Annotated in this window: 21 protein-coding genes; 12 read left to right on the top strand and 9 right to left on the bottom strand. The window is 71.8% G+C overall.

Annotated features, from left to right (window positions below):
- Positions 1 to 95: 95 nt before the first annotated feature.
- The gene (locus HAV40_RS02955; protein WP_240935344.1) at positions 96 to 1,457 is read right to left on the bottom strand and encodes an RNA-guided endonuclease InsQ/TnpB family protein; all 1,362 of its coding nucleotides are present in this window, start codon (positions 1,455 to 1,457) and stop codon (positions 96 to 98) included.
- Here HAV40_RS02955 and tnpA point away from each other — a divergent pair.
- Positions 1,357 to 1,773 (top strand): IS200/IS605 family transposase, encoded by a 417-nt coding sequence (gene tnpA / locus HAV40_RS02950; RefSeq protein ID WP_166378692.1) that lies wholly within the window; start codon positions 1,357 to 1,359, stop codon positions 1,771 to 1,773. The genes HAV40_RS02955 and tnpA overlap by 101 nt on opposite strands.
- A gap of 325 nt (positions 1,774 to 2,098) precedes the next feature.
- Here the strand turns inward: tnpA and HAV40_RS02945 are convergent, their stop codons facing one another.
- Positions 2,099 to 2,653: a TetR/AcrR family transcriptional regulator gene (locus HAV40_RS02945; RefSeq protein ID WP_166378690.1), complete on the bottom strand. Its 555-nt coding sequence runs from the start codon at positions 2,651 to 2,653 to the stop codon at positions 2,099 to 2,101.
- Positions 2,654 to 2,744: 91 nt separating this feature from the next.
- Entirely contained in the window at positions 2,745 to 3,419 is a 675-nt protein-coding gene (locus HAV40_RS02940) for a response regulator (RefSeq protein WP_239086306.1), read from the bottom strand.
- A 104-nt stretch (positions 3,420 to 3,523) separates the two neighbouring features.
- On the opposite strand from HAV40_RS02940, the gene HAV40_RS38785 reads away from it, so the two are divergent.
- The 4 genes from HAV40_RS38785 (at position 3,524) to HAV40_RS02920 (ending at position 7,893) form a co-directional block, all read left to right on the top strand.
- Positions 3,524 to 5,824 carry a sensor histidine kinase gene (locus HAV40_RS38785; protein ID WP_166378686.1) on the top strand — a complete coding sequence of 767 codons (2,301 nt, stop codon included), beginning with the start codon at positions 3,524 to 3,526 and terminating at the stop codon, positions 5,822 to 5,824.
- A gap of 108 nt (positions 5,825 to 5,932) precedes the next feature.
- A complete protein-coding gene (locus tag HAV40_RS02930; RefSeq protein WP_166378684.1) occupies positions 5,933 to 6,820 on the top strand; it encodes a hypothetical protein in 888 nt (295 codons plus the stop codon).
- 78 nt (positions 6,821 to 6,898) lie between these two features.
- On the top strand, positions 6,899 to 7,348 hold the full coding sequence (locus HAV40_RS02925) for a glycoside hydrolase family 12 protein (RefSeq protein ID WP_166378682.1): 450 nt from the start codon (positions 6,899 to 6,901) through the stop codon (positions 7,346 to 7,348).
- 83 nt (positions 7,349 to 7,431) lie between these two features.
- Entirely contained in the window at positions 7,432 to 7,893 is a 462-nt protein-coding gene (locus tag HAV40_RS02920) for a hypothetical protein (protein WP_166378680.1), read from the top strand.
- A 52-nt stretch (positions 7,894 to 7,945) separates the two neighbouring features.
- Here HAV40_RS02920 and HAV40_RS02915 read toward each other — a convergent pair whose 3' ends face one another.
- Complete coding sequence (locus HAV40_RS02915) at positions 7,946 to 8,476, bottom strand: hypothetical protein (protein WP_166378678.1); 531 nt, start codon at positions 8,474 to 8,476, stop codon at positions 7,946 to 7,948.
- 228 nt (positions 8,477 to 8,704) lie between these two features.
- Between HAV40_RS02915 and HAV40_RS02910 the strand changes: the two genes are divergently transcribed.
- From HAV40_RS02910 to HAV40_RS02900, 3 genes are all read left to right on the top strand, one after another.
- The gene (locus HAV40_RS02910) at positions 8,705 to 9,220 is read left to right on the top strand and encodes a hypothetical protein (protein ID WP_166378676.1); all 516 of its coding nucleotides are present in this window, start codon (positions 8,705 to 8,707) and stop codon (positions 9,218 to 9,220) included.
- Between the two features lie 108 nt (positions 9,221 to 9,328).
- A complete protein-coding gene (locus HAV40_RS02905; protein WP_239086305.1) occupies positions 9,329 to 10,261 on the top strand; it encodes an ABC transporter ATP-binding protein in 933 nt (310 codons plus the stop codon).
- Positions 10,258 to 11,211, top strand: a complete 954-nt coding sequence (locus tag HAV40_RS02900; protein WP_166378674.1) for a glycosyltransferase family protein — start codon at positions 10,258 to 10,260, stop codon at positions 11,209 to 11,211. Before HAV40_RS02905 ends, HAV40_RS02900 begins: the two co-directional genes overlap by 4 nt.
- 45 nt (positions 11,212 to 11,256) lie before the next feature.
- Here the strand turns inward: HAV40_RS02900 and htpG are convergent, their stop codons facing one another.
- Positions 11,257 to 13,122 carry a molecular chaperone HtpG gene (gene htpG, locus HAV40_RS02895; RefSeq protein WP_275413481.1) on the bottom strand — a complete coding sequence of 622 codons (1,866 nt, stop codon included), beginning with the start codon at positions 13,120 to 13,122 and terminating at the stop codon, positions 11,257 to 11,259.
- A 143-nt stretch (positions 13,123 to 13,265) separates the two neighbouring features.
- Here htpG and HAV40_RS02890 point away from each other — a divergent pair, with 143 nt between their 5' ends.
- Both HAV40_RS02890 and HAV40_RS02885 read left to right on the top strand, forming a co-directional pair.
- Positions 13,266 to 15,131, top strand: a complete 1,866-nt coding sequence (locus HAV40_RS02890) for a sensor domain-containing diguanylate cyclase (RefSeq protein ID WP_166378672.1) — start codon at positions 13,266 to 13,268, stop codon at positions 15,129 to 15,131.
- A gap of 147 nt (positions 15,132 to 15,278) precedes the next feature.
- Positions 15,279 to 16,004, top strand: coding sequence for a tetratricopeptide repeat protein (locus tag HAV40_RS02885; RefSeq protein ID WP_166377682.1), 726 nt, complete (start codon positions 15,279 to 15,281; stop codon positions 16,002 to 16,004).
- 108 nt (positions 16,005 to 16,112) lie between these two features.
- Here HAV40_RS02885 and HAV40_RS02880 read toward each other — a convergent pair whose 3' ends face one another.
- On the bottom strand, positions 16,113 to 17,858 hold the full coding sequence (locus tag HAV40_RS02880; RefSeq protein WP_166378670.1) for a M28 family peptidase: 1,746 nt from the start codon (positions 17,856 to 17,858) through the stop codon (positions 16,113 to 16,115).
- A 139-nt stretch (positions 17,859 to 17,997) separates the two neighbouring features.
- Here HAV40_RS02880 and HAV40_RS02875 point away from each other — a divergent pair, with 139 nt between their 5' ends.
- Both HAV40_RS02875 and HAV40_RS02870 read left to right on the top strand, forming a co-directional pair.
- The gene (locus HAV40_RS02875) at positions 17,998 to 18,354 is read left to right on the top strand and encodes a hypothetical protein (protein WP_166378668.1); all 357 of its coding nucleotides are present in this window, start codon (positions 17,998 to 18,000) and stop codon (positions 18,352 to 18,354) included.
- Between the two features lie 141 nt (positions 18,355 to 18,495).
- Positions 18,496 to 19,890, top strand: a complete 1,395-nt coding sequence (locus HAV40_RS02870; RefSeq protein WP_166378666.1) for a DUF1996 domain-containing protein — start codon at positions 18,496 to 18,498, stop codon at positions 19,888 to 19,890.
- A 57-nt stretch (positions 19,891 to 19,947) separates the two neighbouring features.
- Here the strand turns inward: HAV40_RS02870 and HAV40_RS02865 are convergent, their stop codons facing one another.
- The 3 genes from HAV40_RS02865 to HAV40_RS02855 are packed head-to-tail and all read right to left on the bottom strand — an operon-like array spanning position 19,948 to position 22,428.
- Complete coding sequence (locus tag HAV40_RS02865; RefSeq protein ID WP_166378664.1) at positions 19,948 to 20,586, bottom strand: carbohydrate-binding protein; 639 nt, start codon at positions 20,584 to 20,586, stop codon at positions 19,948 to 19,950.
- Positions 20,587 to 20,590: 4 nt separating this feature from the next.
- Positions 20,591 to 21,250 carry a LuxR C-terminal-related transcriptional regulator gene (locus HAV40_RS02860; RefSeq protein WP_166378662.1) on the bottom strand — a complete coding sequence of 220 codons (660 nt, stop codon included), beginning with the start codon at positions 21,248 to 21,250 and terminating at the stop codon, positions 20,591 to 20,593.
- Positions 21,247 to 22,428 (bottom strand): sensor histidine kinase, encoded by a 1,182-nt coding sequence (locus HAV40_RS02855; protein ID WP_166378661.1) that lies wholly within the window; start codon positions 22,426 to 22,428, stop codon positions 21,247 to 21,249. The genes HAV40_RS02860 and HAV40_RS02855 overlap by 4 nt, the downstream gene beginning before the upstream one ends.
- Positions 22,429 to 22,536 lie beyond the last annotated feature (108 nt).

The raw sequence follows: 22,536 nt of genomic DNA, 5'->3' as shown, positions 1-22,536 counted from the left end.
GATGCGGCAGAAGAGGAGCCCGGACAGCAGTGCGGCGAGCAGCAGGTACGCCGCCAACTCCAGCCACTGGAAGGTCCATTGACGATCTCTCTGCCCTAAAGGACGGAGATTCCCTCCACGCTGCGCGTGGACCGCGCGGCGTCCGGGTGGATTCCTGCTTCCCGGCGCGGTGCCGACACGGATGCCGGTCTTACCTGCGCTCCACAGGCGTTTGAGTTGTCCCGGCGTCCCCGGGCCAACACGTTGATCGCCGCGTTGACGTCGCGGTCGTGGACCGTCCCACACGGGCAGGTCCACGACCGGACCGACAGCGGTTTGGGTCCGTCGACCCGGCCGCACGCCGAACAGGTCCGCGACGTGGGCGCGAACCGGTCGATCCTGGCGAAGGTGCGCCCGTACCGGGCGGCCTTGTACTCCAGCATGCCGGTGAAGCCGGCCCATCCCGCGTCGTGGACGCTCTTGGCCAGCCGGGTCCGGCCGAGACCGACAACGCACAGGTCCTCGACGTACACCGCTTGGTTGTCGCGGATGATCGTCGTGGACAGCTTGTGCTGCCAGTCCCGCCGGGTGTCGGCCACCCGCGCGTGAGCGACCGCGACCTTCACCACGGCCTTGCGGCGATTGGCCGAGCCCTTCTGCTTGCGGGACAGTGCCTGTTGCAGCCTTCTGAGCTTGCGGGCGGCCCGCCGTAGGAACTTCGGCGCGGTGACCTTCGTGCCGTCGGACAGGACGGCGAAGTGGGTCAGGCCCAGATCGATGCCGACCTCGCAGGCGACCGGCGGCAGGGTCTGGTCTGCGCCTGCGGTCACGACGAACGAGGCGAAGTACCGGCCCGCCGCGTCGCGGATGACCGTCACCGACGACGGGTCGCACGGCAGGCTTCTTGACCAGCGCACCCGCAGGTCGCCTATCTTCGGCAGGCGCAGGCGGCCGTTGTCGCAGACCCTGAACCGGGAGTTCTTGGTGAACCGGATGGCCTGCCGGTTGTCCTTGCGCGATCGGAACCTCGGCGGCCCGACCTTGCGACCCTTGCGCCTGCCGGTGACCGAGGAGAAGAAGTTACGGTATGCGGTGTTCAGGTCCGCCAGGGCCTGCTGCAACACCACGGCCGACACCTGTGCGAGCCACGCCCGCGCCTCGGTCTGCTTGGCCTCGGTGATCACACGGCGTGACAGCTCCGCGTCTGTCATGTATGTCTCGCCCTGCTCGCGGGCCTGCTGACGCAGCCGCAGCCCGTCGTTGAACACCACCCGCGCACACCCGAACGCCTTCGCCAGCTCGATCTGCTGGCCGGGCGTCGGGTAGACACGGAAGTTGTAACGCAGCTGCACGAACACCAAACTATCATGTTGGTCTATGGCTGATCTCGAAGGCATCCGTACCGGCAGGCACTGCGTGTTCGCGATGCATGTGCACTTGGTTTTCGTGACCAAGTTCAGGCACCAGGTGTTCGCCACCCGGCACCTGTCCAGGATGGAACAGATCATGCGCGACGTCTGCGCCGACTTCGAAGCCGAGCTGATCGAGTTCAACGGCGACATCAACCACGTGCATCTACTGGTCAACCACCCACCCAAGGTCGCCGTGGCCCGGCTGGTCAACAGCCTCAAAGGCGTCTCCTCCCGCCGCCTACGCCAAGAATTCCCCGACCTCGCACGGCACTACTACCGGGCGAACAAGCTCTGGTCTGGCTCATACTTCGCAGGGTCGGTCGGTGGGGCACCGATCAGCGTCCTACGGCAGTACATCGAGCAGCAGAACCGGCCGGCCTGATCCAGGCAGACGCCGGTCCGCCTCGACGGCGAATCGGCTGTTCCTGTCCCGCTACGCGGGCAAGTCCGCTTCACCCCCGGCCTGAAGGCCGGAGCACTGCGGACAACATTGGTAGCGGCTGCCCGGCTGGTACGTCACCGTGAAGTGGAAGTTCTTCTCGGCCAGGCAGGCGAGGTCCTTCTCCCGGTCGCCGTTCATGCACGGTGCGATCTGGTCCCGGGTGACCTGCTTGCCGGCCGCGTCGAGCAGCGCCGCCTCGCCGGACAGGCTCCAGCAGCCGCCAGCGCAAGGAGGACGCGCGACCTGATCAGGTAAGGCGATCGGGTCAGGGACGCAGCCCGCGGTCGAGCAGCGACCAGGCCGCCTCGGCGGTCGTCCGCCGCTCGGTCTCGGGCACCTTCGCCACCAGCGAAGCGATCATGCCCACGGCCAGCATCACGTCGTCGACGTCCACCGCCGGGCGGAGCACCTGCTCCTGACGGGCCCGGTCGACGGCCCCCACCAGCGCCGTACGCACCCGGTCGTGGATCGCCTCCAGCCGGGGATCGCGGTCGGCGCTGGTCACCAGGTCGACGAACGCCACCGAGTCGATCATCTGCCGGGTCAGCGCGGCGCACAGGTCGTCGACGCCGCAGCCGGGCTCGGCCGCCAGCGCCTCGATCTCGGCGACGTTCGTGCCGAACGCCGCCAGCGCCAGACTCACCCGGTCGGGGAAGTGCCGGTACAGCACCCCCTGCCCGACCCCGGCGCGCTTGGCCACGGCGTTGAGCGGCGCGTCGATGCCCTGCTCCGCGAACACCTCGGCAGCCGCGGCGACCAGGGCGAGACGGTTCTCCACGGCCGCGCCCGGCCCGCGGTTGGCCGGGCGGCGCGTGGTCATCGGCGCTGGTCCAGGGTCAGGCCACCACGGTACGTGCCAGGCCGGAGACGGCTTGCCGGGCGAAGGCGCACCGGTGTGCGGGGCGCATCTGTCAGGGGCGGCCGAGACCGGCCTCGCGGGCGCGGCGGGCCGCGGCGTGACGGTCGGCGACGTGCAGCTTGGTGAAGATGTTCGACACGTGGTTGCGTACCGTCTTCGGGCTCAGGAACAGCCGCGCGGCGATGGTCGCGTTCGCCTCGCCGTCGGCGAGGTGGGCCAGGATCTCCCGTTCCCGGTCGGTGAGCTCCGGCAGCGCCGCCACGGCCGGAGCCACGGGCGGGCGCGCCGCGAAGTACTCGACCAGGCGCGCGGCGATGCTCGGCCCGAACACCGCCCCGCCGGACGCCACCGACCGGATCGCCGCCACGACCTCGTCCGGTGTCGCGCCCTTGAGCAGGTAGCCGCGGGCACCGGCGCGCAGCGCCGCGAACACCGACTCGTCGTCGCCGTGCATCGTCAGCATCAGCACCCCGACGTCGGGCGCCTGCTCCGCGATCGCGCGGACGACCTCCACTCCCGACAGATCGGGCATGTCCAGGTCCAGCACGGCCACATCCGGACGCCGCACCACCACCTGCCGCACCGCGTCGGACCCCGACGTCACCGCCGCGACGCAGGTCAGTCCCGGGTAGACCTCCAGCAGTTGCCGCATCCCGGCGAGGAAGATCGGGTGGTCGTCGGCGACCAGCACGCCCAGGGGCGGTACGGCCGGATCCTGCTCCTGCAAGGTACCCTCCTGGTCGGCACTGGGGGACCTGCACCACCATGCGTTCACCGCCGTCCCGGCGTCAATGGGTCGGCCGTCCCGGGACAGCACCTGCATGGAGACCGATGACAGCCGTGGTCGCGCCCCCCGCCAGCCGCGCCTGGATCACGCGCCTGGTCCTCGCGGTCCTGTTCGCACTGCTGGCCCTCGGCTGGCTGTGGGCCGCCCGTGCCGGGCACCCCTCCGACGGCACCTCCACCAACACCGACTCCCGGGCCTGGCACACCGACGGCATCGTGCTGACCGTCGCCGCCGGTGCCGGCACCTCCCTGCGGGCGGGCGACGTCGTCGTGGCCGTCGGCGGCCGCCCGCTGGCCGCCGGGTCCCTGGCCGACCGGCCACCGTCCATCGGCGACACCGTCGTCTACACCGTCGAGCGCGGCGGGCACCGCGTCGACGTGCCCGTCACCCTCACCGACTACCCGCTCGCGCGGCTCGCCGCCGGCAACGCCGAGACCCTGCCCTACATCGTGTTCCTGGCCCTGCTGTCCGCGCTCGTACTGGCCAGACGCCCCCGCGACCCGGCCGCGATCACCCTCTACCTCGTCGCGGTGACCCAGTTCGCCGGGTACGCCTCGCATCTGTACGGCACCCAGGCCATCGAGATCGCCACCGGCCGGCTCTGGGTCACCACCGTGGCCGAGATGGTCAACTGCGTCCTGTGGGCGTGCCTGCTCCACTTCGCCATCTCGTTCCCGCAGACCTGGCCGCTGCTGCGCCGCAGGCCGTGGCTGTTCGCCCTCGGCTACGCGTTGCCCTTCGCCGCGTACGGCGTCGTCCTGGCCGTGCGGCTGCCCACCGAGCAGGGGCTGCGCCACACCTGGACCCTCATCGGCGTATCCGTGCCCGCCGCCGCGCTGTTCCCCGTCCTCGTGCTCGCCGCCGTCGTCACCAGCTACCTGCTCGCCCCGGACGCGCAGGCCCGGCAGCGGATGCGCCTGGTCAGCTACGGCCTCGGCATCCTCGCCGGGGGCTACCTCCTGTTCGGCAAGATCCCCGAACAGCTGCTCGGGCACCCCGCGATCCCGTGGGAGTACCTGACCATCGTCTGGCTGCCCGCCCTGCTGCTGCTCGCCGCCGCCGTGCTGCGCTACCGGCTCTGGGACATCCAGCTCATCCTGCGCCGCTCGCTGGTCCACGGGCTGGTCACGGTCACCCTCATCGGCGCGTACCTCGGTGCCGCCGCCCTGCTCGGCCACGCCTTCGACACCCGGCTCGAACCGGTGCCCGTGCTGCTGGTCGTGGTCGTCGCGCTGTCCTTCACCGCCGCGCGGTCCGGGCTGCGCCGCGTCGTCAGCCGCCTCGTCTACGGCCAGCGCGAGGACCCGTACGAGGTGCTGCGCCAGCTCGGGCAGCGGCTGGAGTCGGCGCACTCCGCCGAGACGGCACTGCACCAGCTCGTCGCGACCCTGGTGCACGCCCTGCGCCTGACCCACGCCGCCATCGAGGTGCCCGGACTCGCGCTGCCCTCCAGCAGCCACGGCGTGGCCGGGCCCACCGCCACCCGGCTCGACCTCGTCCACGACGGCGAACCCATCGGCCGCCTCGTGCTCGACCCGGGGCCCGACCGGGAGCCCTTCGGGTCCGCCGACCGCAGACTGCTCAGCGGCCTCGCCCGCCAGGCCGGTGCGACCGCCTACAGCCTGCTGCTGGCAGCCCGCCTCCAGCGGGCGCTGGAGGGCACCGTGACCGTTCTGGAAGAGGAGCGCCGCCGCCTGCGCCGGGAGATCCACGACGGACTCGGCCCGACGCTCGCGTCCGCCTCGATGCGCCTGGAACTGAGCCGCTCACTCATCGGCACCGACCCGGCCGCCGCCGAGCGCATCCTCGCCGACCTCGCCGACATCCACCGCGCCGCCGTCGGCGACATCCGGCAGATCATCGACGGTCTGCGCCCCACCGTGCTGGACCACCTCGGGCTGCCCGCCGCCCTGCGCGAACTCGTCGACCGGCTCGGCGGCGGCGTGCGTACCCGCCTCGACTGCGCGATCGGGACCGACGCGATCCCGGCGGCGGTGGAGGTCGCCGCCTACCGGATCGTGTCCGAGGCGCTCACCAACGTCGTCCGGCACGCCGCCGCCGACAACTGCGCGGTGCGGGTGTGGCGCGACGGTGACCTGCACATCGAGGTCACCGACGACGGGCGCGGCATGGCCCCGGACTACCGGCCTGGCGTGGGTGTGACGAGCATCCGCGAGCGCTGCCTCGAACTCGGCGGCCGGGCCGTCTTCGCCGCCGCCACACCGCACGGCACCGTGGTGCGCTGCCGGCTGCCCATCGCCGCTCCCGCCGGGTCGCCGGAGTCCGGTCCAGTCCGGTCCGGTTTCCGGACTCGCCAGACACCGGTCACCACCGCCGACGCCTGAGCGATCCGGAAGGGGTCGGCGAAGCCCCGGTGCACCGTGTCACGGCGGCACGCTGTCCGTGCCAGCCGCCCCACCGGGGCCGGCGAACACGGGGCACGGGGAGTAGTGATGTCGAAGTCGTGGCGATGGATCGCGTCAGCCGCCGCAGTGGTCGCCCTCGGGGGCATCGTCGCGGTCACCTCGCAGGGCGCGGCCGCACCCCGCCCGCAGAGCGTAGTGCCGGGCGACCAGGCCGAGTTGCTGCACGCCGCCGAGCAGATCCTGATCGGTCAGTGCCTGGACGACCGCGGTTTCTCGTACTGGCCCCAACCGCGCAACCCGGTGCCCGAACTGCGCGACTTCCCGTACGTCCTGGACGACGTCGACTGGGCCCGGCGGCACGGCTTCGGCAGCGAACTCCAGCGCCGCTTCGACGAGCCGCAACCGGGCGACCCGTACAGCGGCTACCTGCGCGGGCTGTCACCGGCGCGGCGTTCGGCGTTCCTGATGGCGCTCAACGGCAAGCCGGGCGGCTCCGGCGACCTGGTCGCCACGTTGCCCAACGGCATGGAGGTCAAGCGCAGCGACACCAGTTGCGTATCGCTGGCCGAGCAGCGCCTATACGGCGATGTGCGGGCCTGGTACCAGGCCAAACGGGTCACCGACGGGCTCGGCGGGGCGCGCGTCGGCCTGGTGACGGCCGACCCGGCGTACACCGTCGCCCTGCACGCCTGGAGCGCCTGCATGCGCGGTCGCGGATTCGCGTACGCGACACCGGACGACGCGCGGGCCGCGGTCCCCGACAGCACCACGCCCGGCGCGTTCGCCCGCGAGGTCGAGATCGCCGTGGCCGAGGCGACCTGCGCCGTCGACTCCGGCATGGCGGCGTCCGTCGCCTCGCTCGACCGGCACTACGCCGAGGTCGTCACGCGCGAGCAGCAGTCCGCGGTGGACACCAGGGCGCGGCTGGCGACGGCGGCGCTGCCCCGGGCCCGCGAGATCGTCCGAGCCGGCTGACCTGAACCGCCGGCGGCGGGCGGCACCTGGATTCCGCGGCGAACGGACCGCGGTGCACCACACACGAGGGAGAACAGCATGCGTCTGCTCCACAAGGGGCTGCTCGCGACCGGGGCCATGGTCGCGGCACTCCTGGCCAGCCCCGTGGCCGCCCAGGCCACCGGGACCCCGGTCTGCCCGTCGTCGGACGGCACGGGCTGCCTGTACGCCTGGACCTGGTACAACAACGAGGGCTACCAGTGCTCCTGGTTCAACTCCGACGGCAACTGGGGCGACGACTGCCCCGAGGGCCTGAGCGGCGGGTTCCGCAACCAGGCCTCGTCGCTGGAGAACCAGTCCTCGCACGGCAACTACGCGAGGTTGTACTTCCACCCCAGCTACACCGGCGCGTGGGCGTGTGTCGGCCCCGGCGAGTACTGGAACGACCTGTCCGTGAAGCGGTTCAACCGCGGCTCCGGGCGCGACGGCTACAACTACGTGATCGACAACGAGATCGCCGGCTTCAAGTGGTCGACGTCCTGCGGCTGATCCGACCGTGCTGGTGGTGGCGTCGTGGGTGGACGCCACCACCCCTCATTCACCGGGCTCGGCGACACATCAAGGAGAGCAACATGCGCAAGATGTACCGAGGGCTGCTCGCGACCGGCGTCATGGTCGTGGCACTCATGCTGAACCCGGCGGCCGCGCAGGCGGGCAGCGGGCACCCGTGGTGCACGTCGGCCGACCTGAAGGGCTGCCTGTGGGCCTGGGACGGGGCCTACGCCTACAACTACAGCGTGAGCTGCGCCTGGTTCAACTCCGACTCCAACTGGAGCGACGACTGCGTCTTCGAGGAGACCCCGGGCGGCATGCGCAACCGGGCTTCGTCGCTGGTCAACGAGTCCACGCACGGCAACTACGCCCGGCTGTACTACCACACCGGTTACACCGGCGCGTGGGCCTGCATCGGTCCCGGCGAGTACTGGGACAACCTGTACAACTGGTGGTTCAACCACGGCGCGGGGCTCGGCGGCTACCAGACGCGCATCGACAACGAGATCGCCGGCTTCAAGTGGTCGACGTCCTGCGGCTGATCCGGTGAGCGGTGGCGGCAGCCCGGTCCGGGCGCCGCCACCTGCCGGTGCTTCAGTTGCGGGAGGCGTGCAGGTACACGGTGACGGAGTCGGGATCGTCAAGGCCGAACATGACCCGCCGGTAGGTGCCGTCGCCGGTGGGCGTCTCCTCCTCGATACCGGAGACGGTCTTGGCGGTCTCCGGGTCCCAGAGGTTGCCGCCGCCGACGTCGTGCTGCTTGTCGATGGCGCGCAGGCCCGGCGTCGGGGCCGCGCTGAACTGCGCCGCGGTGACGAAGGCGGCCAGGGCGGCGCGGGGCAGCCGGAACTTCGCCGAGAGCCTGGTCTCCAGGCCGTTGCTGTACACGGCGCTGAGCAGCACCGTGCCGGGCGGCAGGGTGACATGGGCGACCGCCTCCACCTGTGACCCGGTGGCCGGCTGCGGTGCGGACTGCAGGGGCAGCGGGTCGAACCCGTCCTTGCCCACGACGTACCCGGCCGCGCCGCAGGCGAGCAGCGACAGCACCAGGCTCAGTGCGGCCATGACGACTGCGGCGGTGCCGCGCCTGTTGCGGGGAGGGGGTGGGGCGTCAGTTTCGGCCATGGCCGACACCGTACGGTGTCCGGTCCGGTCGGTGGGGTCGCACCGAAGTCACCGGGACAGCAGGGTGCGGCGCTCAAGCATGACGCGCTGGAGATGGCAGCCGCGCCGCGAGCGGCGGCCGTCATCGACCCGTTCGTGATCGAAATGTGGCGCAACGGACCTGCGCCCGCCCAGCGGGGTAGGCAAGGCTGAGGCGTTCATCCGATCATGAAATGGAGCACGTCACCTATGCGCCGCCTCGTCCTGCCGTTGCTGTTCACCGCCGTTCTCGCCACCGCTGCCGCGTGCGCCGGGTCCTCGCCCGACGCCACCGCCCTTCCGTCGCCCGGCGCTTCGGTGACCTCGGCCGCACCGTCGCCGAGCCCGTCACCGGACAGCGCCCGCGACGAGGTGTTCTGCGAGGGGCGCAAGGTGCCGCAGATGGAGATCTTCAAGGCGGTGGCGCTGTACGCGGGCTTCGCCAACGGCAACTACCAGGGCGGCGCCCCGGCGATGAAGAAGGTGCTGGGCGAGCTGAGGACGGCGGTCGGCGGCTACCGGGCGTACCTGGCGACGGCGCTCAAGACCAGCACGGACACGAAGCTCGCCGAGGCGCTCACGGCGGATGTGGACCGGCTGGACGCGTGGAGCAAGAAGCTCGCCGCGCCGGGCACCGACTACGACGGCAAGGTCTTCGCCACGATCAGCGACGGCTGGACGGCGTTCTCTGAGGCCAGCGCCGTCAGCGCGCTCTGCTCGGCCTGACCCCGCGCAGCGAGCCACGCTGCCGACGCGAGAACCCGGTGACCGGCGTTCCCTGCCACCGGGTTCTTGCGTGCCGTGATACCTAGAACTACTATGCATCACGCTTCTATGTATCGGACGAAGGGCGGGTGGCCGATGGCCGACGACGGCATCGCTGTCAACGGGCTGACCAAGCTGTACAAGAACGTGCGCGCGGTCGACGACCTGTCGTTCACCGTCAGCCCCGGCCGGGTCACCGGCTTCCTGGGGCCGAACGGCGCGGGCAAGACCACCACCCTGCGCATGGTGCTCAACCTGGTCCGGCCCACGGCGGGCACCACGACCATCGGCGGGCAGCGCTACGCCGACCTCGCCGACCCGATCCGCAAGGTCGGCGCGCTGCTGGAGGCCTCCGGCGCGCACCGGGGCCGCACCGGCCGCAACCACCTGCGCATCCTGTGCGACGCGGCCGGGATCCCCATCAGCCGGGCCGACGACGTGCTGGACACCGTCGGGCTGTCCCCGGCCGCGGACCGCAAGTTCAAGGGCTACTCCCTGGGTATGCGCCAGCGCCTGGGCATCGCCGCCGCGCTGCTCGGCGACCCGGACGTGCTCATCCTGGACGAACCCGCCAACGGGCTGGACCCCGAGGGCATCCGGTGGATGCGCGACCTGCTCAAGTCGCTCGCCGACGAGGGCCGCACGGTGCTGGTGTCGAGCCACCTCATGTCCGAGATGGAACTCCTCGCCGACGACGTCGTGATCATCGCGGCGGGCAGGCTGATCCAGCAGGGCCCGCTGGCCCAGGTCATCGACTCGGCGGGCAGCGCGCAGATGCTGGTGCGCACGCCCCGTCCCGAGGCGCTGGTCGCCGAGCTGGGCGACGCCGTCACCGTCACCCCCGCCGGGGGCGGCGCGCTGCGGATCGTGGGGGCGGACGGGCCGGCGATCGGCGCGGCCGCGCTGCGGGTGGGCGCGGAGATCCATGAGCTGACCGTCGAGCGCCGCGACCTCGAGAACGTGTTCCTCCAGCTGACGGCCGGAAAGGCAGCCATTCGATGACCGCGACACTCCAGGCGCCCCCGGCCGCGCACCGCCCCGAGATCGCCCACGTCGGCGTGCCCGGACTCCGGCTCGTCCGCAGCGAGCTCCGCAAGATCACCACGACCAACGCGTGGTGGCTGTTCGGCATCGCGTCACTGGTCTTCACCGGTCTCGCGCTGTTCATCAACATGTCCGAGGCGGCCCAGCACATCGCCCGAGCCCGCGACACCGCGGCGGTGTTCAAGCCGGGCCGCGGCATGGGCGCCGCCGAGGTCGCCGCGGCCAGGGCGGAGTTCGCCCAGCTGCACGACCTGCACCTGCAGGCCGTCAACGCGGCCGGCAACATCTTCACCAGCGGCCAGTTCTTCGGCCTGCTGCTGGTGATGCTGCTGGGCGCGCTCGTCATCACCAACGAGTTCCAGTATCAGACGGCGACCGCGACGTTCCTGACCACGCCTCAGCGCACCCGCGTGGTGCTCGGCAAGCTGCTGGCCGTGCTCGGGCTCGGGTTCGTGTTCTGGCTCGTGTCGCGGGCCGTGTCGCTGGCCGCCGGGCTGGTGTTCTTCGACAACCTCGGGCTGACGAACTCCCTGGGCGAGTGGCCGGTCCAGCGGGCCGTCATCTTCAACCTCGTCGCGTACCTGCTGTGGGCGCTGCTCGGCTTCGGCCTGGGCACCCTCATCCACAGCCAGATCGGTGCGGTCGTCACGGCGATGGTCGTCTACCTCGGGGGATTCGTCGGCGGGATGGGCGTGTTCAACCTCATCCGGGCCTACCTCATCCACGGCGACTGGGTGCTGACGTCGGCGGTCGTCATGCCGTCCATCGCGTCACAGGTCATGGTCTCGCCGGAGAAGCTGTATCCGCAGGCCGCGTCGTGGTGGGTCGGCGTGCTGGTGCTGACCGGCTGGGCGCTGGTGGCCGGTGCCATCGGTGTCGTGCTCAACCGCCGCCGCGACATCGCGTGACGCGGCAGCCGGACGGCGCACGGGCCGTGCGCCGTCCGGCCGAGGTCACAGGGTGCGGGACAGGCGGTCGGCCAGCCGCCGGGTGAACCCGGCCGGGTCGTCGAGCTCGCCGCCTTCGGCCAGCACCGCCATCGCGTGCAGGAACTCGGCGGTCTCGGCCAGCCCGTCGTCGTCGCCGCGCTCGCCGTGGGCCGCGCGCAGCTTGTCCACCAGCGGGTGCTGCGCGTTCAGTTCCAGGATGCGCTTGGCCGCCGGCAGGTCCTGCCCCATCGCCCGGTAGAGCTTCTCCAGCGCCGGGGACGCGTCGAGCGTGTCGGTCACCAGGCACGCCGCCGAGGTGGTCAGCCGCGAGCTCAGCCGCACCTCCTTGACCCGGTCGGCCAGCCGGCCGCCCATCCAGCTCAGCAGCTCGGCGTACTCCTCCACGGCGGGCGGCTGCTCGTGCTCGGCCTTGAGGTCGACCTCGCCGCGGCTGGCCGAGGTGAACGGCTTGCCGTCGAAGTCGCCGACCATGTCGACCCACATCGCGTCGACCGGGTCGTGCAGCAGCAGCACCTCGACGCCGTTGGCCGCGAACGCCTCCAGGTGCGGCGAGTTCTCCAGGGTGCCCCGCTGCTCGCCGACGAGGTGGAAGATCTCGGTCTGGCCGGGCTTCATCCGCTCCACGTACGCGCGCAGGGTGGTCGGCTGGTCCAGGTCGTGGGTGGACGCCAGCTGGACGACGTCGAGGATCGCCGCGCGGTTGTCCGGGTCGTTGACCAGCCCCTCCTTGACCGCCTGGCCGAACTCGCGCCAGAACGCCGCATACCGCTGCGGGTCCTTGGCCAGCATGTCCTTGAGCGTGCCGAGGACCTTCTTGACCAGGCGGCGGCGGATCGTCTGGATCTGCCGGTCCTGCTGCAGGATCTCCCGGGAGACGTTGAGCGACAGGTCGGCCGAGTCCACGACGCCCTTGACGAAGCGCAGGTACTCCGGCAGCAGCGCCTCGCAGTCGTCCATGATGAACACGCGCTTGATGTAGAGCTGGACCCCGCGCCGGGCGCCGCGCATGTGCAGGTCGTACGGCGCGCTCGCGGGTAGGAACAGCAGCGCGTCGAACTCCAGCGCCCCCTCGGCGCGCAGGTGGATCGTCTCCAGCGGGTCGGTCCAGTCGTGGCTGACGTGCCGGTAGAACTCGGTGTACTCCTCCGGCTTGATCTCGGCGGCGGACCGGGACCACAGGGCTTTCATCGAGTTCAGGGTCTCGGACTGCGCGGCCTCGGGGGCGGCCATCCGGATCGGCCAGGCGATGAAGTCCGAGTAACGCTTGACGATGCGGCGCAGCACCGCCGGGTCGGCGTAGTCGAACAGGTGGTTGTCCTCGTCGGCCGGCTTGAGGTGCAGCGTCACCGCGGTGCCGGGGGCGGCGTCGGGCACGGTGGACAGCTGGTACGTGTCCGAGCCGGTCGACTCCCATCGGGTGCCCTCGCTCTGGCCCGCGCGGCGGGTCACCAGCACGACCCGGTCGGCGACCATGAAGCTGGAGTAGAACCCGATGCCGAACTTGCCGATGAGCTCGGCGGTGCCGTCGTGCTTGGCCTGCCGCCACCGGTCGACGAATTCGGCGGTGCCGGACCGGGCGATCGTGCCGATCAGCTCGATCACCTGTTCGCGCGTCATGCCGATGCCGTTGTCGCGCACGGTGAGGGTGTGCTGGTCCCGGTCGGCCACCAGCTCGACGTGCAGGTCGCTGGTGTCGGCGTCGAGCTCCTTGTCGACCAGGGACTCCAGCCGCAGCTTGTCGAGGGCGTCGGAGGCGTTGGAGACCAGCTCGCGGAGGAAGACGTCCTTGTTCGAGTAGATGGAGTGGATCATCAGCTGGAGCAGCTGTTGCGCTTCCGCCTGAAACTCGAACGTCTCGACCTGACTCACCGGCGATGCTCCTCTCCGCTGGCACTCACCGTGTCGGAGTGCCAACGCAGATTTAACATCAGCGGAGCCGGTCCGCAAGTCTCGCGCCCGGCGGCGAGCCGGATCCGCGCCCACCCGATCGACGCGGGACTAGGGTGGTGGCTGTGGAGCAGCCGGCGTGCCGGCCCGCATGGGCGGTGCTGCTGGGCACCGCGGCGTTCAGCCTGGCCGCCGCGGTGGCGGTGGTGTTCGGCCCGCACGCGCGGCTGGTGATGTACGTCGCACTGTGCGTGCTCTGGGCGGTGTACACGACAGGTGCGCTACGTCAGGCCCGAAACCACGACCTACAGCCGCGTACCCGCGCGTTCTGGGGTTGGGCGGCGGCGGGCGGGGTGTGCCTGGTGACCGGTGCGGTGGTGCAGTTGTGCGCCGCGTTCGGCCTGTGGCCGGGGGCGATGGGCCCGATGCTGGCCACCAAGACCTTCGCGGTGGCGGGCGTCGCCGCCATCACCTGGCCCATGCTGACCTGGCCGCTGGACGTGCCCGGCCGCCGGCGCCTGCGGGTCGCGCTGGACGCGGCCACCGTGATGTGCGGCGTGGCCGTGTTCACCTGGGCGCTGGCGCACGCCCGCGGCGCGATGCCGGTCGACGCGGTCGACCTCGTGCTGACCCTGCTGGCCAGCGGCGTGGTCGTGGTGTCGGCGTTCGCGATGGTGCGGCTGGTCCTCGGCGGGTCCGCGCCGTTCGGACCGGCGGCCGGGGCGACCGGGACCTCGGCGCTGCTGCTGCTGGCCATCGGCATCGCCACCGACGGGCTCACCGGCCCGCAGCCCGACGCGCGGCTGCTGTTCACCACGAAGTTGATCTCCGGGGCGCTGCTGGCGGTCACCCCGCAGGTCGAGCGCATCACGCACCCCGCCGGTGCGCCCGTGCCCCCGCCGCGGCGGCTCGGCGGTGCGCTGCCGTACCTGGCCGTGGCCGCCGCCCAGGTGCTGCTGATCGTGCAGCTGTGGCGACACGGACTCGACGTCACGACCTGGGGTGTCGTCGTGGGGATGGCGGTGATCACCGCGCTGGTGACCGTACGCCAGAAGGTCACCGCGACCGACAACGAGCGGCTGATCGACGAGCTCGACGCGACCATGGCCTCGCTCAGCGCCCAGGAACGGCGATTCCGCTCGCTGGTGCAGAACACCTCGGACGTCACCCTGGTCGTCGACCGTGCCGGTGACGTCGTCTACGCGAGCCCGTCCCTGCACAGCGTGCTGGGCGTGTCACCGCAGGAGGCCGTGGGCCGGCCCGCATGCGGGGTGCTGCGGGCCCACCTGCCCGGCGATGGCGGCCACGGCTGGCCGACGCACCTGTCCAGCCGCCCCGCGCACCGTGAGGAGCTGTGCGTACGCCAGCCCGACGGTACCGTCAAGTACCTCGAACTGGTCTCCAGGAACCTGCTGGACGACCCCTCGGTGCACGGCGTCGTGATCAATCTGCGGGACGTCACCGAGGCCAAGGACCTGCAGCGGCGGCTGCGGCACCAGGCGACCCACGACAGCCTCACCGGCCTGGCCAACCGCACCCTGCTCAACGAGCAGCTCTCCGCCCAGGACCGGATCCGGGGGAGCAGCGCGGTGCTGCTGCTCGACCTCGACGGCTTCAAGGAGGTCAACGACCGGTTCGGGCACCACGTCGGCGACGAGCTGCTGGTGGTGGTCGCCGAGCGGCTGCGGAAGATGGTGCGCCCCGACGACCTCGTCGCCCGGCTGGGCGGCGACGAGTTCGTCGTGCTGCTGCGTGACAGCACCGCGCAGGCCGCCGTGTCGACGGCCGAGCGCATCCTGTCCGGGCTGGCCGCCGTGGCGAGTCTCGACGGCAGGAGCGTGCGGGTGCGCGGCAGCGTCGGCGTCGCGGCCGGCACCGACACCGAGTTCGACACCCTGCTCCGCCGGGCGGACGAGGCGATGTACCAGGCCAAGCGGAGCGGTGCCGGGGTGGCCGTGTTCGGCTCGCACACCGCGAGCGCGAGGGCGTGACCGGGTCCCGCCTCGGCCCGGCGGTCGCCCGGCACGCGGTGAACGGGCCCACGTCGGTGCGGCCTGCGAATCGCCGCGCGACTGTCGCTGAATAGCGTGTCTGCGGTCGGCGGCGACACGGTGCCGCAGGTGGGAGGCGGGGCGAGGATGAGTTTCAGCGAACGGGTGCGGGCGGCCTTCCGGCGCGGCGAGACCGGCGCCGTGGTGCGGATGAGCCTGGCCGAGATCGACAGGGCGCAGGCGGCCGGGGACACGGCCGGTGTCGTGGAGGCCCGCTACGCACTGGCCCGGGTGGCCATCCGGGGCGGGGATCTGCGCGGCGGCGAAGCCCGCGCCCAGGAGGCGCTGGAGGTCGCGGTGCGCTCCGGTGACCGGGCGCTGGAGGAACGGCCCCGGCACGTGCTGGCGGCCGTGGCCCGGATGTCGGGCGACCTCGCGCGGGCCCGCGAGCTGTACCGGGCGAGCATCGCGCTCAACGAGGCCCTGGACCAGCCGAAGACCGTCAACTCCGAGTATCACAACCTCGCGTTCTGCGAACTCGGGCTCGGCAACGTCGAGCAGGCGCGGGCGCTGTTCGCGGCCGGCCGAGAGCGGGTCTTCGCGCACGGCTGGGACGACTTCGTGCCGTACGTCTGCGTCGCGGGGGCCGCGCTCGCCTCGGCCGAGGGCGACCACGGCCGGGCGGCCCGGATGGTCGGCACGGCCGACAGCGCGTTCGCGGAGCTGGGCCAGGTGCCCGACCCGGACGACGCCGCCGACCTCGACGCGGTGCGGGTCGCCGCGATCGAGGCGCTGGGCGCGGCGGACTTCGCCGCTCGATACGCGCACGGCAGGGAACTCGACGCGCGTACGGCGTTCGCCGCCGAAGCCTGACGCCAGCGGGCATGCGGTGGTGACCCCATCACGTGACGGGTTGACCGCTCGCACCGCGCGCGGGTGCCCGGCGGCCGCAGACCGGCGGCCGGGCACCCGTTCAATGGGTCAGGCGACGGTCAGTGACGTGTCGTCGACGACGAAGGACGTCTGCAGTGAGGAGTCCTCCACCCCGGTGAACTTGATCGTGACGGTCTGGCCCGCGAAGGCCGACAGGCTGAACGTGCGCAGCGTGTATCCGCTGACGTTGAGGTTGGAGTACACCTGCAGTGTGGTGCTGTTGGCCTGCACGGTGAGCTTGTCGTACTGGATCGTGGACGTCGTCTCCGCCGTGGTGATCTTCAGGTAGAACGACAGCGTGTAGCTGCTGCACCCCGACGGCAGCGTCACCGTCTGGGACAGGGTCTCGGTGCTCGTGGAGCCGTTGCCGAGCAGCCAGGCCGACCGGGTGCCGGTGCGCGGAGCGCCGGTGCCGGTGTGCGCGGCGATGACCCCGGAGGAGGCGGTCCACGGTGTCGTCCCGGATTCGAACCCGGCGTTGCCCAGCTTCTGTCCGGCCCCGGTGCAGCCGCCGGTGCCGTTGACGGTCAGCGTGTAGGTCGCGCTGTGGGTCACCGAGCCGGTGCCGGTCACCGTGATCGTGTACGTGCCGGGCACGGCGGACGCGGTCGTCGAGACGGTCATGGTCGACGAGCCGCCGGAGGTCACCGAGGAGGGGCTGAAGCCGACCGAGACGCCGCTGGGCGCGCCGGACGCGGACAGGCTCACCGACTGGGCGCTGCCGGAGACGGTGGCGGTGTTCACGGTCGCCGTCACGGCCGAGCCCGGGTTGACCGAACCCGCGGTGGGGCTCAGCGACACCGAGAAGTCGTTGGCGGGGGCGGTGCCGGTCGTCAGGTTCCACACCGCGTACGCGATGGCGTTGGCGTAGCGTCCCAGCGACGTGGTGTTGACGTTGCTGGGGTACGTGTCGCAGGCCCGGTGGTAGCAGGGGTCGAAAGCGGACCCGGCGGTGCCGCCCCACTTGGTGGCCTGGGAGCTGGTCTTGGTGTAGCTCGCGCCGGTGGAGCTGAGCGAGGACGGGATACCGGCGTTGCGGAACGAGCCGTCGTCGCTGCAGCACTCGGTGGACGTCTCGGTCGGCACGCTGATCGACGAGAAGTACTCCCGCAGCTTCACCGAGATCGCGTCGGTGCCGGTGATGAAGTAACCGCCGTTGGTGGAGGAGATCATGTCGAAGGTCCCGTACGCCTTGATGGCGGTGCGCTGCGCCGAGGTCAGCGAGTTGACGTAGAACTTCGAGCCGATCAGGCCCTGCTCCTCGCCCGCCCACCAGCCGAACCGCACGTGCTTGGCCATCGCCGGGTTGGTCGCCGCGAGCTGCAGCGCCACCTCCAGCAGCGCCGAGGTGCCCGAGCCGTCGTCGTTGATGCCGGGTCCGGCCGAGACGCCGTCGAGGTGCCCGCCGAACATGTACGTGTTGTTCGTGTCGCCGCCCGGCCAGTCGGCGATGACGTTCTTCGCCGAGCCGTTGCAGGTGGTGCAGGTCTGCAGGGTCACGGTGAAGCCCGCGGCCTGCAGTTTCTGCTGCACGTACGCCACCGAGGCGGTGTGCCCGGCGGTGCCGGTGGCTCGGTTGCCGCCGTTGCCGCTGGCGATGGTCTGCAGCTGCTGCAGGTGGGCCTTGACGTTGTTGACGTCGATGGCGGGCGGGGCGAGCAGGGTGGCGGTGCTGGTCGGGGCATGGGTCAGCGCCGCGACGGGCTGGGCCGCTGCGGGCTGGGCGCTCAGCGTGATCAACGCTGCGGCGAAGACAGCTAGGGCAGGTCCTGCCGTCACTGTTCTGGCTCTCATGGGGGCTCCTCTGGTCGACGCCGATTCGACGGCTCGCCGTAGCCAAACAGAACCGTCCACTCCGCACAAGACATCGGAGTCTATAAATTTACTGCTGTCCGCGACCCGGCGCGGACGGCGCGGTTTGTACGATGCGCCGATGACCGCCCAGACCATCCGGCTCCGCTTCTCCTACTGCGAGCACGACTGGATCACCGAGGACGTCGACAGCCCGGCGGCGGCCGAGCCGATCCTGCTGCGGGTCGCGTCCGAAGGCGACTGGTGCGAGGTCGACGACGAACCCGAGGAGTACGACACCCTCGACGCCCTGGTCGAGCGGGCCGAGCAGGTCGTCGTCGGCGAGTGGGGGATGCCCGCGGCGGCCGTCCAGGCGCCCGTGGGCAAACTGCGCGCGATCATCGCGGAGGGCGGCTGGACCTTCGCGGCCGGTGACTTCTCGGAGTTCGTGGGCAACAACCAGGACACCGAGCTGCTGGTGAAACTCGTCCGGGACTGACACGTCGGACCGCCGGCCCGACGCGGCGGCCGAAACCGGGCCCCGGAACCGGCGGCTCCTGAGGCTTTCGCCTCAGGACGCGACTCACGGCCGTAACTACGTTGAAAAGATCTCGCTCTTTTCGAACGTGGGAGGTCGCACATGACAAAGGACTGGATCAGAGGGCGGGTACGGGCGGTGTCGCTCACCGCCGGTGCAGCGGCGACGGTACTCGCGGTGGCCGTCGTCGCGCTGACGCCGTCGGCGGGTGCCGCCGCCGACCTGATGGTGCAGGCCGAGGCGTACGCGGCGCAGTCCGGTGCCGTCGTCGAGCCGACCGTCGACACCGGCGGCGGCGCGGCGGTGGGCTACCTGGCCCGGGGCGACTGGCTGCGCTACGACGGCGTGGACCTGGGCGCCGCGGGCACGATGTCCGTGTCCCTGCGCGTGGCGTCCGCCGTCGGCGGCTCGGGGGCCGTCGAGCTGCGTACGGCGTCGCTGACCGGACCGGTGCTGGCCCGGTTCACCATCACGGCGACCGGCGGCTGGCAGGCGTGGGCCACCCAGACGGTGAACCTCACCAGCCACCCGGCCGGGGTCCAGCAGGTGTACGCCGTCATGGTCAACACCGGCAGCGGCGCCGACTTCGTCAACCTGAACTGGCTGTCGTTCGGCACCGGTAGCACCGGCGGCGGCACCGGCTGGGTCAACGTCGACCCGGTCAGGTGGAACGCGCAACTGGCCGCCTTCCGGGCGATGACCATGGCACCGGCCCCCGCCAACGCCGTACGGGTCCCGGAGTTCAACGCCACCTGCACCTACAGCCACTCGTACAAGGACGACCCGATCGTGTTCCCCGGCCTGCCGGGCGCGTCGCACATGCACAGCTTCTTCGGCAACCGCAGCACCAACGCCGCGTCCACCCTGGACAGCCTGCGCGCCAACACCACCACGACCTGCACCCCCGCCCCCGCCGACCTGTCGGCGTACTGGGTGCCGACCCTGTACCACCGCGGCGTCGCGGTCGAGCCCAAGGGCGTCGTGGTGTACTACGGCTCGCGGCTGGCCGACCCGAGCCAGACCGTGCCGTTCCCGCTGGGCTTCGAGATGATCGCGGGCAGCGCGAGCCGCCAGGTGCCCACGCCCGCCGGGGCGGTCAACCAGTTCTACTGCGTCGGCGGCACCACCGGCGGCGAGATCGGCCGCAGCGCCGACGGCAACTGGCCGATCTGCTCACCCGGCGGCACGCTCATGTTCCAGCTCGTCTTCCCCGACTGCTGGGACGGCGTACACCTGGACAGCCCCGACCACAAGTCGCACGTGGCGTTCACCCCGAACGGCACCTGCCCGAGCGGATTCCCGGTGGCGATCCCGTCGGTCTCGTTCGTCATCGCGTACCCGGCCGTCGGCAGCGCCGACGGGTTCACCCTGGCCTCGGGCATGGCCTCGTCCATGCACGGCGGCTTCGTCAACGTCTGGGACAACGACGCGCTCGGGCACCGGGTGAAGAACTGCATCGTCCAGTCCGCCAAGTGCAACAGCGCCGGGCAGTTCTGACGGCCACCCGGGCGGGCGGCGTGCGAGACGCCCGCCCGGGGCACGCCCGGCACCGCGTCAGCCGACCGTGATCGTGTTGATGTCGGGGGCCGAACCGGTGTCGTTGAAGAACCTGATCCAGCACGCGCCCTTCGGCAGCCGCAGCCGCAGCGACGTGCGCACCGGGATCAGCCAGCTCCCCGCCCCGGCCAGCGCCAGCTCACGGACCGGGCCGCCGTCGACGGCGATCTTGAGCGTACGCGGCTGCTCGGTCTCGTAGACGACGGACAGCGTCCACTCACCGGCCCGTGGCACACCCGTGACCCGTACCGCCAGGGTGTTCGGGCCGCCGATGTAACCGACCCGGCTGCCGTCCACACAGGTCGGACACGCGATGACGCGAGCGCCGACCCGGAGGTTCGCCGGGTCGGCGGCATGCACCGTGACCGGCTTGAACGCCGCCGGAGCGGTGGCCCTCGGCGGCAGGACGGCGTGGGAACGCGCCGCCGGCGGCACGGACGGACGAGGGGGCGCCGAGGTCCGCGGCGTCACGGCCGGTGTCGGCGAGCCCGTCGGCAGGCCCGAGGGCCCTGCGGCTGACGGCGGCCGGTCCGGCTGCGGACCGGGCATGATCAGCGGTGGTACGACGGCGATCGTCGCCGCGACGGCAAGCGCCAGGGCCGTCCAGCCCAGCACCCGCGCGGACACGAAGGACACCGCGCTACCGCTGCCCGGTCCACACGACGACCGCCTCGGTGCGGCTGGCCACGCCCAGCTTGGCGAAGATCTGCTGCAGATGGTTCTTGACGGTCTTCTCGGCCAGCAGCAGCCGGTGCGCGATCGCGGCGTTCGACAGGCCCAGCGCCAGCTGCGCCAGCACCTCCTGCTCGCGGCGCGTCAACCCGAACCGGGACCTCGCCAGCCGCCGCCGCTCGGCCAGCTCACGCCCGGTCCGCTCGTGTTCGGCCTGCTCGCGTACGGCCGCCGCGGCGACGGCGGCCGCCACCGGCGACAACCAGCCCTGCCCGGCCACCACCGCCAGCACCGCCCGGTGCAGCTCGGGCGGATCGAACGCGCCGTGAACCAGGTAGCCGCGCGCGCCGCCGCGCAGCATGCCCGCGATGAGCTGCGGACTGGCGTCGCTGGTGAGCACCAGCACGCGAGTGTGGGCGACCAGCTCCGCGAGCACCGACAGCCCGTCCGCCACCGGCATCCGGTGGTCGAGCAGGGTCACCATGGGCCGGTCCCGGCGGGCCAGGGCGACGGCCTCGCGCCCGTCGGCGGCCTCGGCCGACACGCGCACCCCCGGGCACAGCCCGAGATAGCCGGACAGGGCGGCGCGGACAATGGGATTGTCGTCCACGACCATCACCGAGATCATGACGGCGCTCCGGCGGCGGCCGTCAGCGCGACGTCCACGACGACGGTCGTGCCCGCGCCCGGCCCGGACTCCACCCGCAGGGTGCCGCGCACCGCGGCGGCCCGCTCCGCCATCCCGGTCAGGCCGTGGCAGCCGCTCCACTCGGCGGGCACGCGAAACCCGGTTCCGTCGTCGGCGACCCGCAACCGCACCCCGCCACGGGTGTACGCCAGCTCCACGGTCACCAGGCCCGCCCCGGCGTGCCGGGCGATGTTCTCCAGGGACTCGTGCAGGATCTGCGCCAGCTCGTAGCGCAGTTCCAGCGGCAGGTCCCCGCCCGCGACGGCGCTGCGCACCGGGATGCCTTCACGTGCGGCCCACCGGCGGCAGATCCGGTCCACCGTGACGCCGAACTCCCGATCCGGGTCGTCGAGACGGAGTCCGTCCAGGACATCCTGCGCCTGGCGCACCGCCGCGCTGGCCCCGGCCGACACCGTCGCCGCCAGCTGCTCGGCCAGCGCGGGCTGCCGCCGCAGCGACGTCGGCAGGGCCAGCGCCGCGAACGACACCCCGCGCAGCGTCTTGCTGACCGAATCGTGCAGCTCGCGGGCCAGCCGGGCGCGTTCGGCGGCAGCGGCCGTACGCTGCGCCGACGCCACCAGGTTGACCGACAGCGCGACGTGGGCGGCCAGTGCGGCGGTCGCCACGGCCGCCCCGGCGGCGACCAGCACGTTGACGATGGGGAAGGCCAGCACGAAACCGGCCAGGCTCGCCGCGTCCGGCACCGCGCCCAGCACCTGTCCGGCCACCAGGTAGCCGAGCCCGGCGTAGCACGCGGCCGGGACCAGCGCCCAGAACCCGGCGAGCACTCCGGCCAGCGCGCTGGCTCCCACGGCACAGCTGAAGAACGCCACGTCGCCACCGGCGAGCCCGAGTACGGCCAGGACGGTCGCGGCGTCCGCCACCAGCACCGGCAGGCGATGGGCGACGACGTGCGGATGGCGGGACAGGACGATCAGCGCGACGGCGGTGGTCAGCAGGACGAGCGCCAGCACGGCGACCAGCGGTGCGGGCTGTGCGCTCAGGCGCAGCCCGCCGCCCACGACGGTGAGGGTCGCCGCGGCCCGTCCGAGCAGCACCGCCCGCGCCACGGCGGCCCGCGCCACGGCACGGTCGGGGTGTCCAGCTGTCGTCGTCACGAGTCCTGCCCCGGGCGTGGGCGATATTTATGATCTTCGAGGGAGCGCTCTCTCGAGAATCGGCCAACCGGTCCGCCCTTGTCAAGAGCGCGGCCCAGCCCGTGCGGC

The organism is Catellatospora methionotrophica, assembly GCF_011297335.1.
Taxonomy (GTDB): Bacteria; Actinomycetota; Actinomycetes; order Mycobacteriales; family Micromonosporaceae; genus Catellatospora; species Catellatospora methionotrophica.
This window is presented reverse-complemented; position numbering and strand designations above follow the sequence as displayed.

What these genes read in the sequence shown, in the direction of transcription:
- HAV40_RS02905 (WP_239086305.1), top strand. Translation starts at nt 9,329, where the DNA reads ATGTATCGGACGAAGGGCGGGTGGCCGATGGCCGACGACGGCATCGCT.
- HAV40_RS02920 (WP_166378680.1), top strand. Translation starts at nt 7,432, where the DNA reads ATGCGCAAGATGTACCGAGGGCTGCTCGCGACCGGCGTCATGGTCGTG.
- HAV40_RS02930 (WP_166378684.1), top strand. Translation starts at nt 5,933, where the DNA reads ATGTCGAAGTCGTGGCGATGGATCGCGTCAGCCGCCGCAGTGGTCGCC.
- HAV40_RS38785 (WP_166378686.1), top strand. Translation starts at nt 3,524, where the DNA reads ATGACAGCCGTGGTCGCGCCCCCCGCCAGCCGCGCCTGGATCACGCGC.
- HAV40_RS02945 (WP_166378690.1), bottom strand. Translation starts at nt 2,653, where the DNA reads ATGACCACGCGCCGCCCGGCCAACCGCGGGCCGGGCGCGGCCGTGGAG.
- HAV40_RS02910 (WP_166378676.1), top strand. Translation starts at nt 8,705, where the DNA reads ATGCGCCGCCTCGTCCTGCCGTTGCTGTTCACCGCCGTTCTCGCCACC.
- HAV40_RS02900 (WP_166378674.1), top strand. Translation starts at nt 10,258, where the DNA reads ATGACCGCGACACTCCAGGCGCCCCCGGCCGCGCACCGCCCCGAGATC.
- HAV40_RS02880 (WP_166378670.1), bottom strand. Translation starts at nt 17,858, where the DNA reads ATGAGAGCCAGAACAGTGACGGCAGGACCTGCCCTAGCTGTCTTCGCC.
- HAV40_RS02885 (WP_166377682.1), top strand. Translation starts at nt 15,279, where the DNA reads ATGAGTTTCAGCGAACGGGTGCGGGCGGCCTTCCGGCGCGGCGAGACC.
- HAV40_RS02915 (WP_166378678.1), bottom strand. Translation starts at nt 8,476, where the DNA reads ATGGCCGAAACTGACGCCCCACCCCCTCCCCGCAACAGGCGCGGCACC.
- tnpA (WP_166378692.1), top strand. Translation starts at nt 1,357, where the DNA reads ATGGCTGATCTCGAAGGCATCCGTACCGGCAGGCACTGCGTGTTCGCG.
- HAV40_RS02875 (WP_166378668.1), top strand. Translation starts at nt 17,998, where the DNA reads ATGACCGCCCAGACCATCCGGCTCCGCTTCTCCTACTGCGAGCACGAC.
- HAV40_RS02925 (WP_166378682.1), top strand. Translation starts at nt 6,899, where the DNA reads ATGCGTCTGCTCCACAAGGGGCTGCTCGCGACCGGGGCCATGGTCGCG.
- HAV40_RS02860 (WP_166378662.1), bottom strand. Translation starts at nt 21,250, where the DNA reads ATGATCTCGGTGATGGTCGTGGACGACAATCCCATTGTCCGCGCCGCC.
- HAV40_RS02870 (WP_166378666.1), top strand. Translation starts at nt 18,496, where the DNA reads ATGACAAAGGACTGGATCAGAGGGCGGGTACGGGCGGTGTCGCTCACC.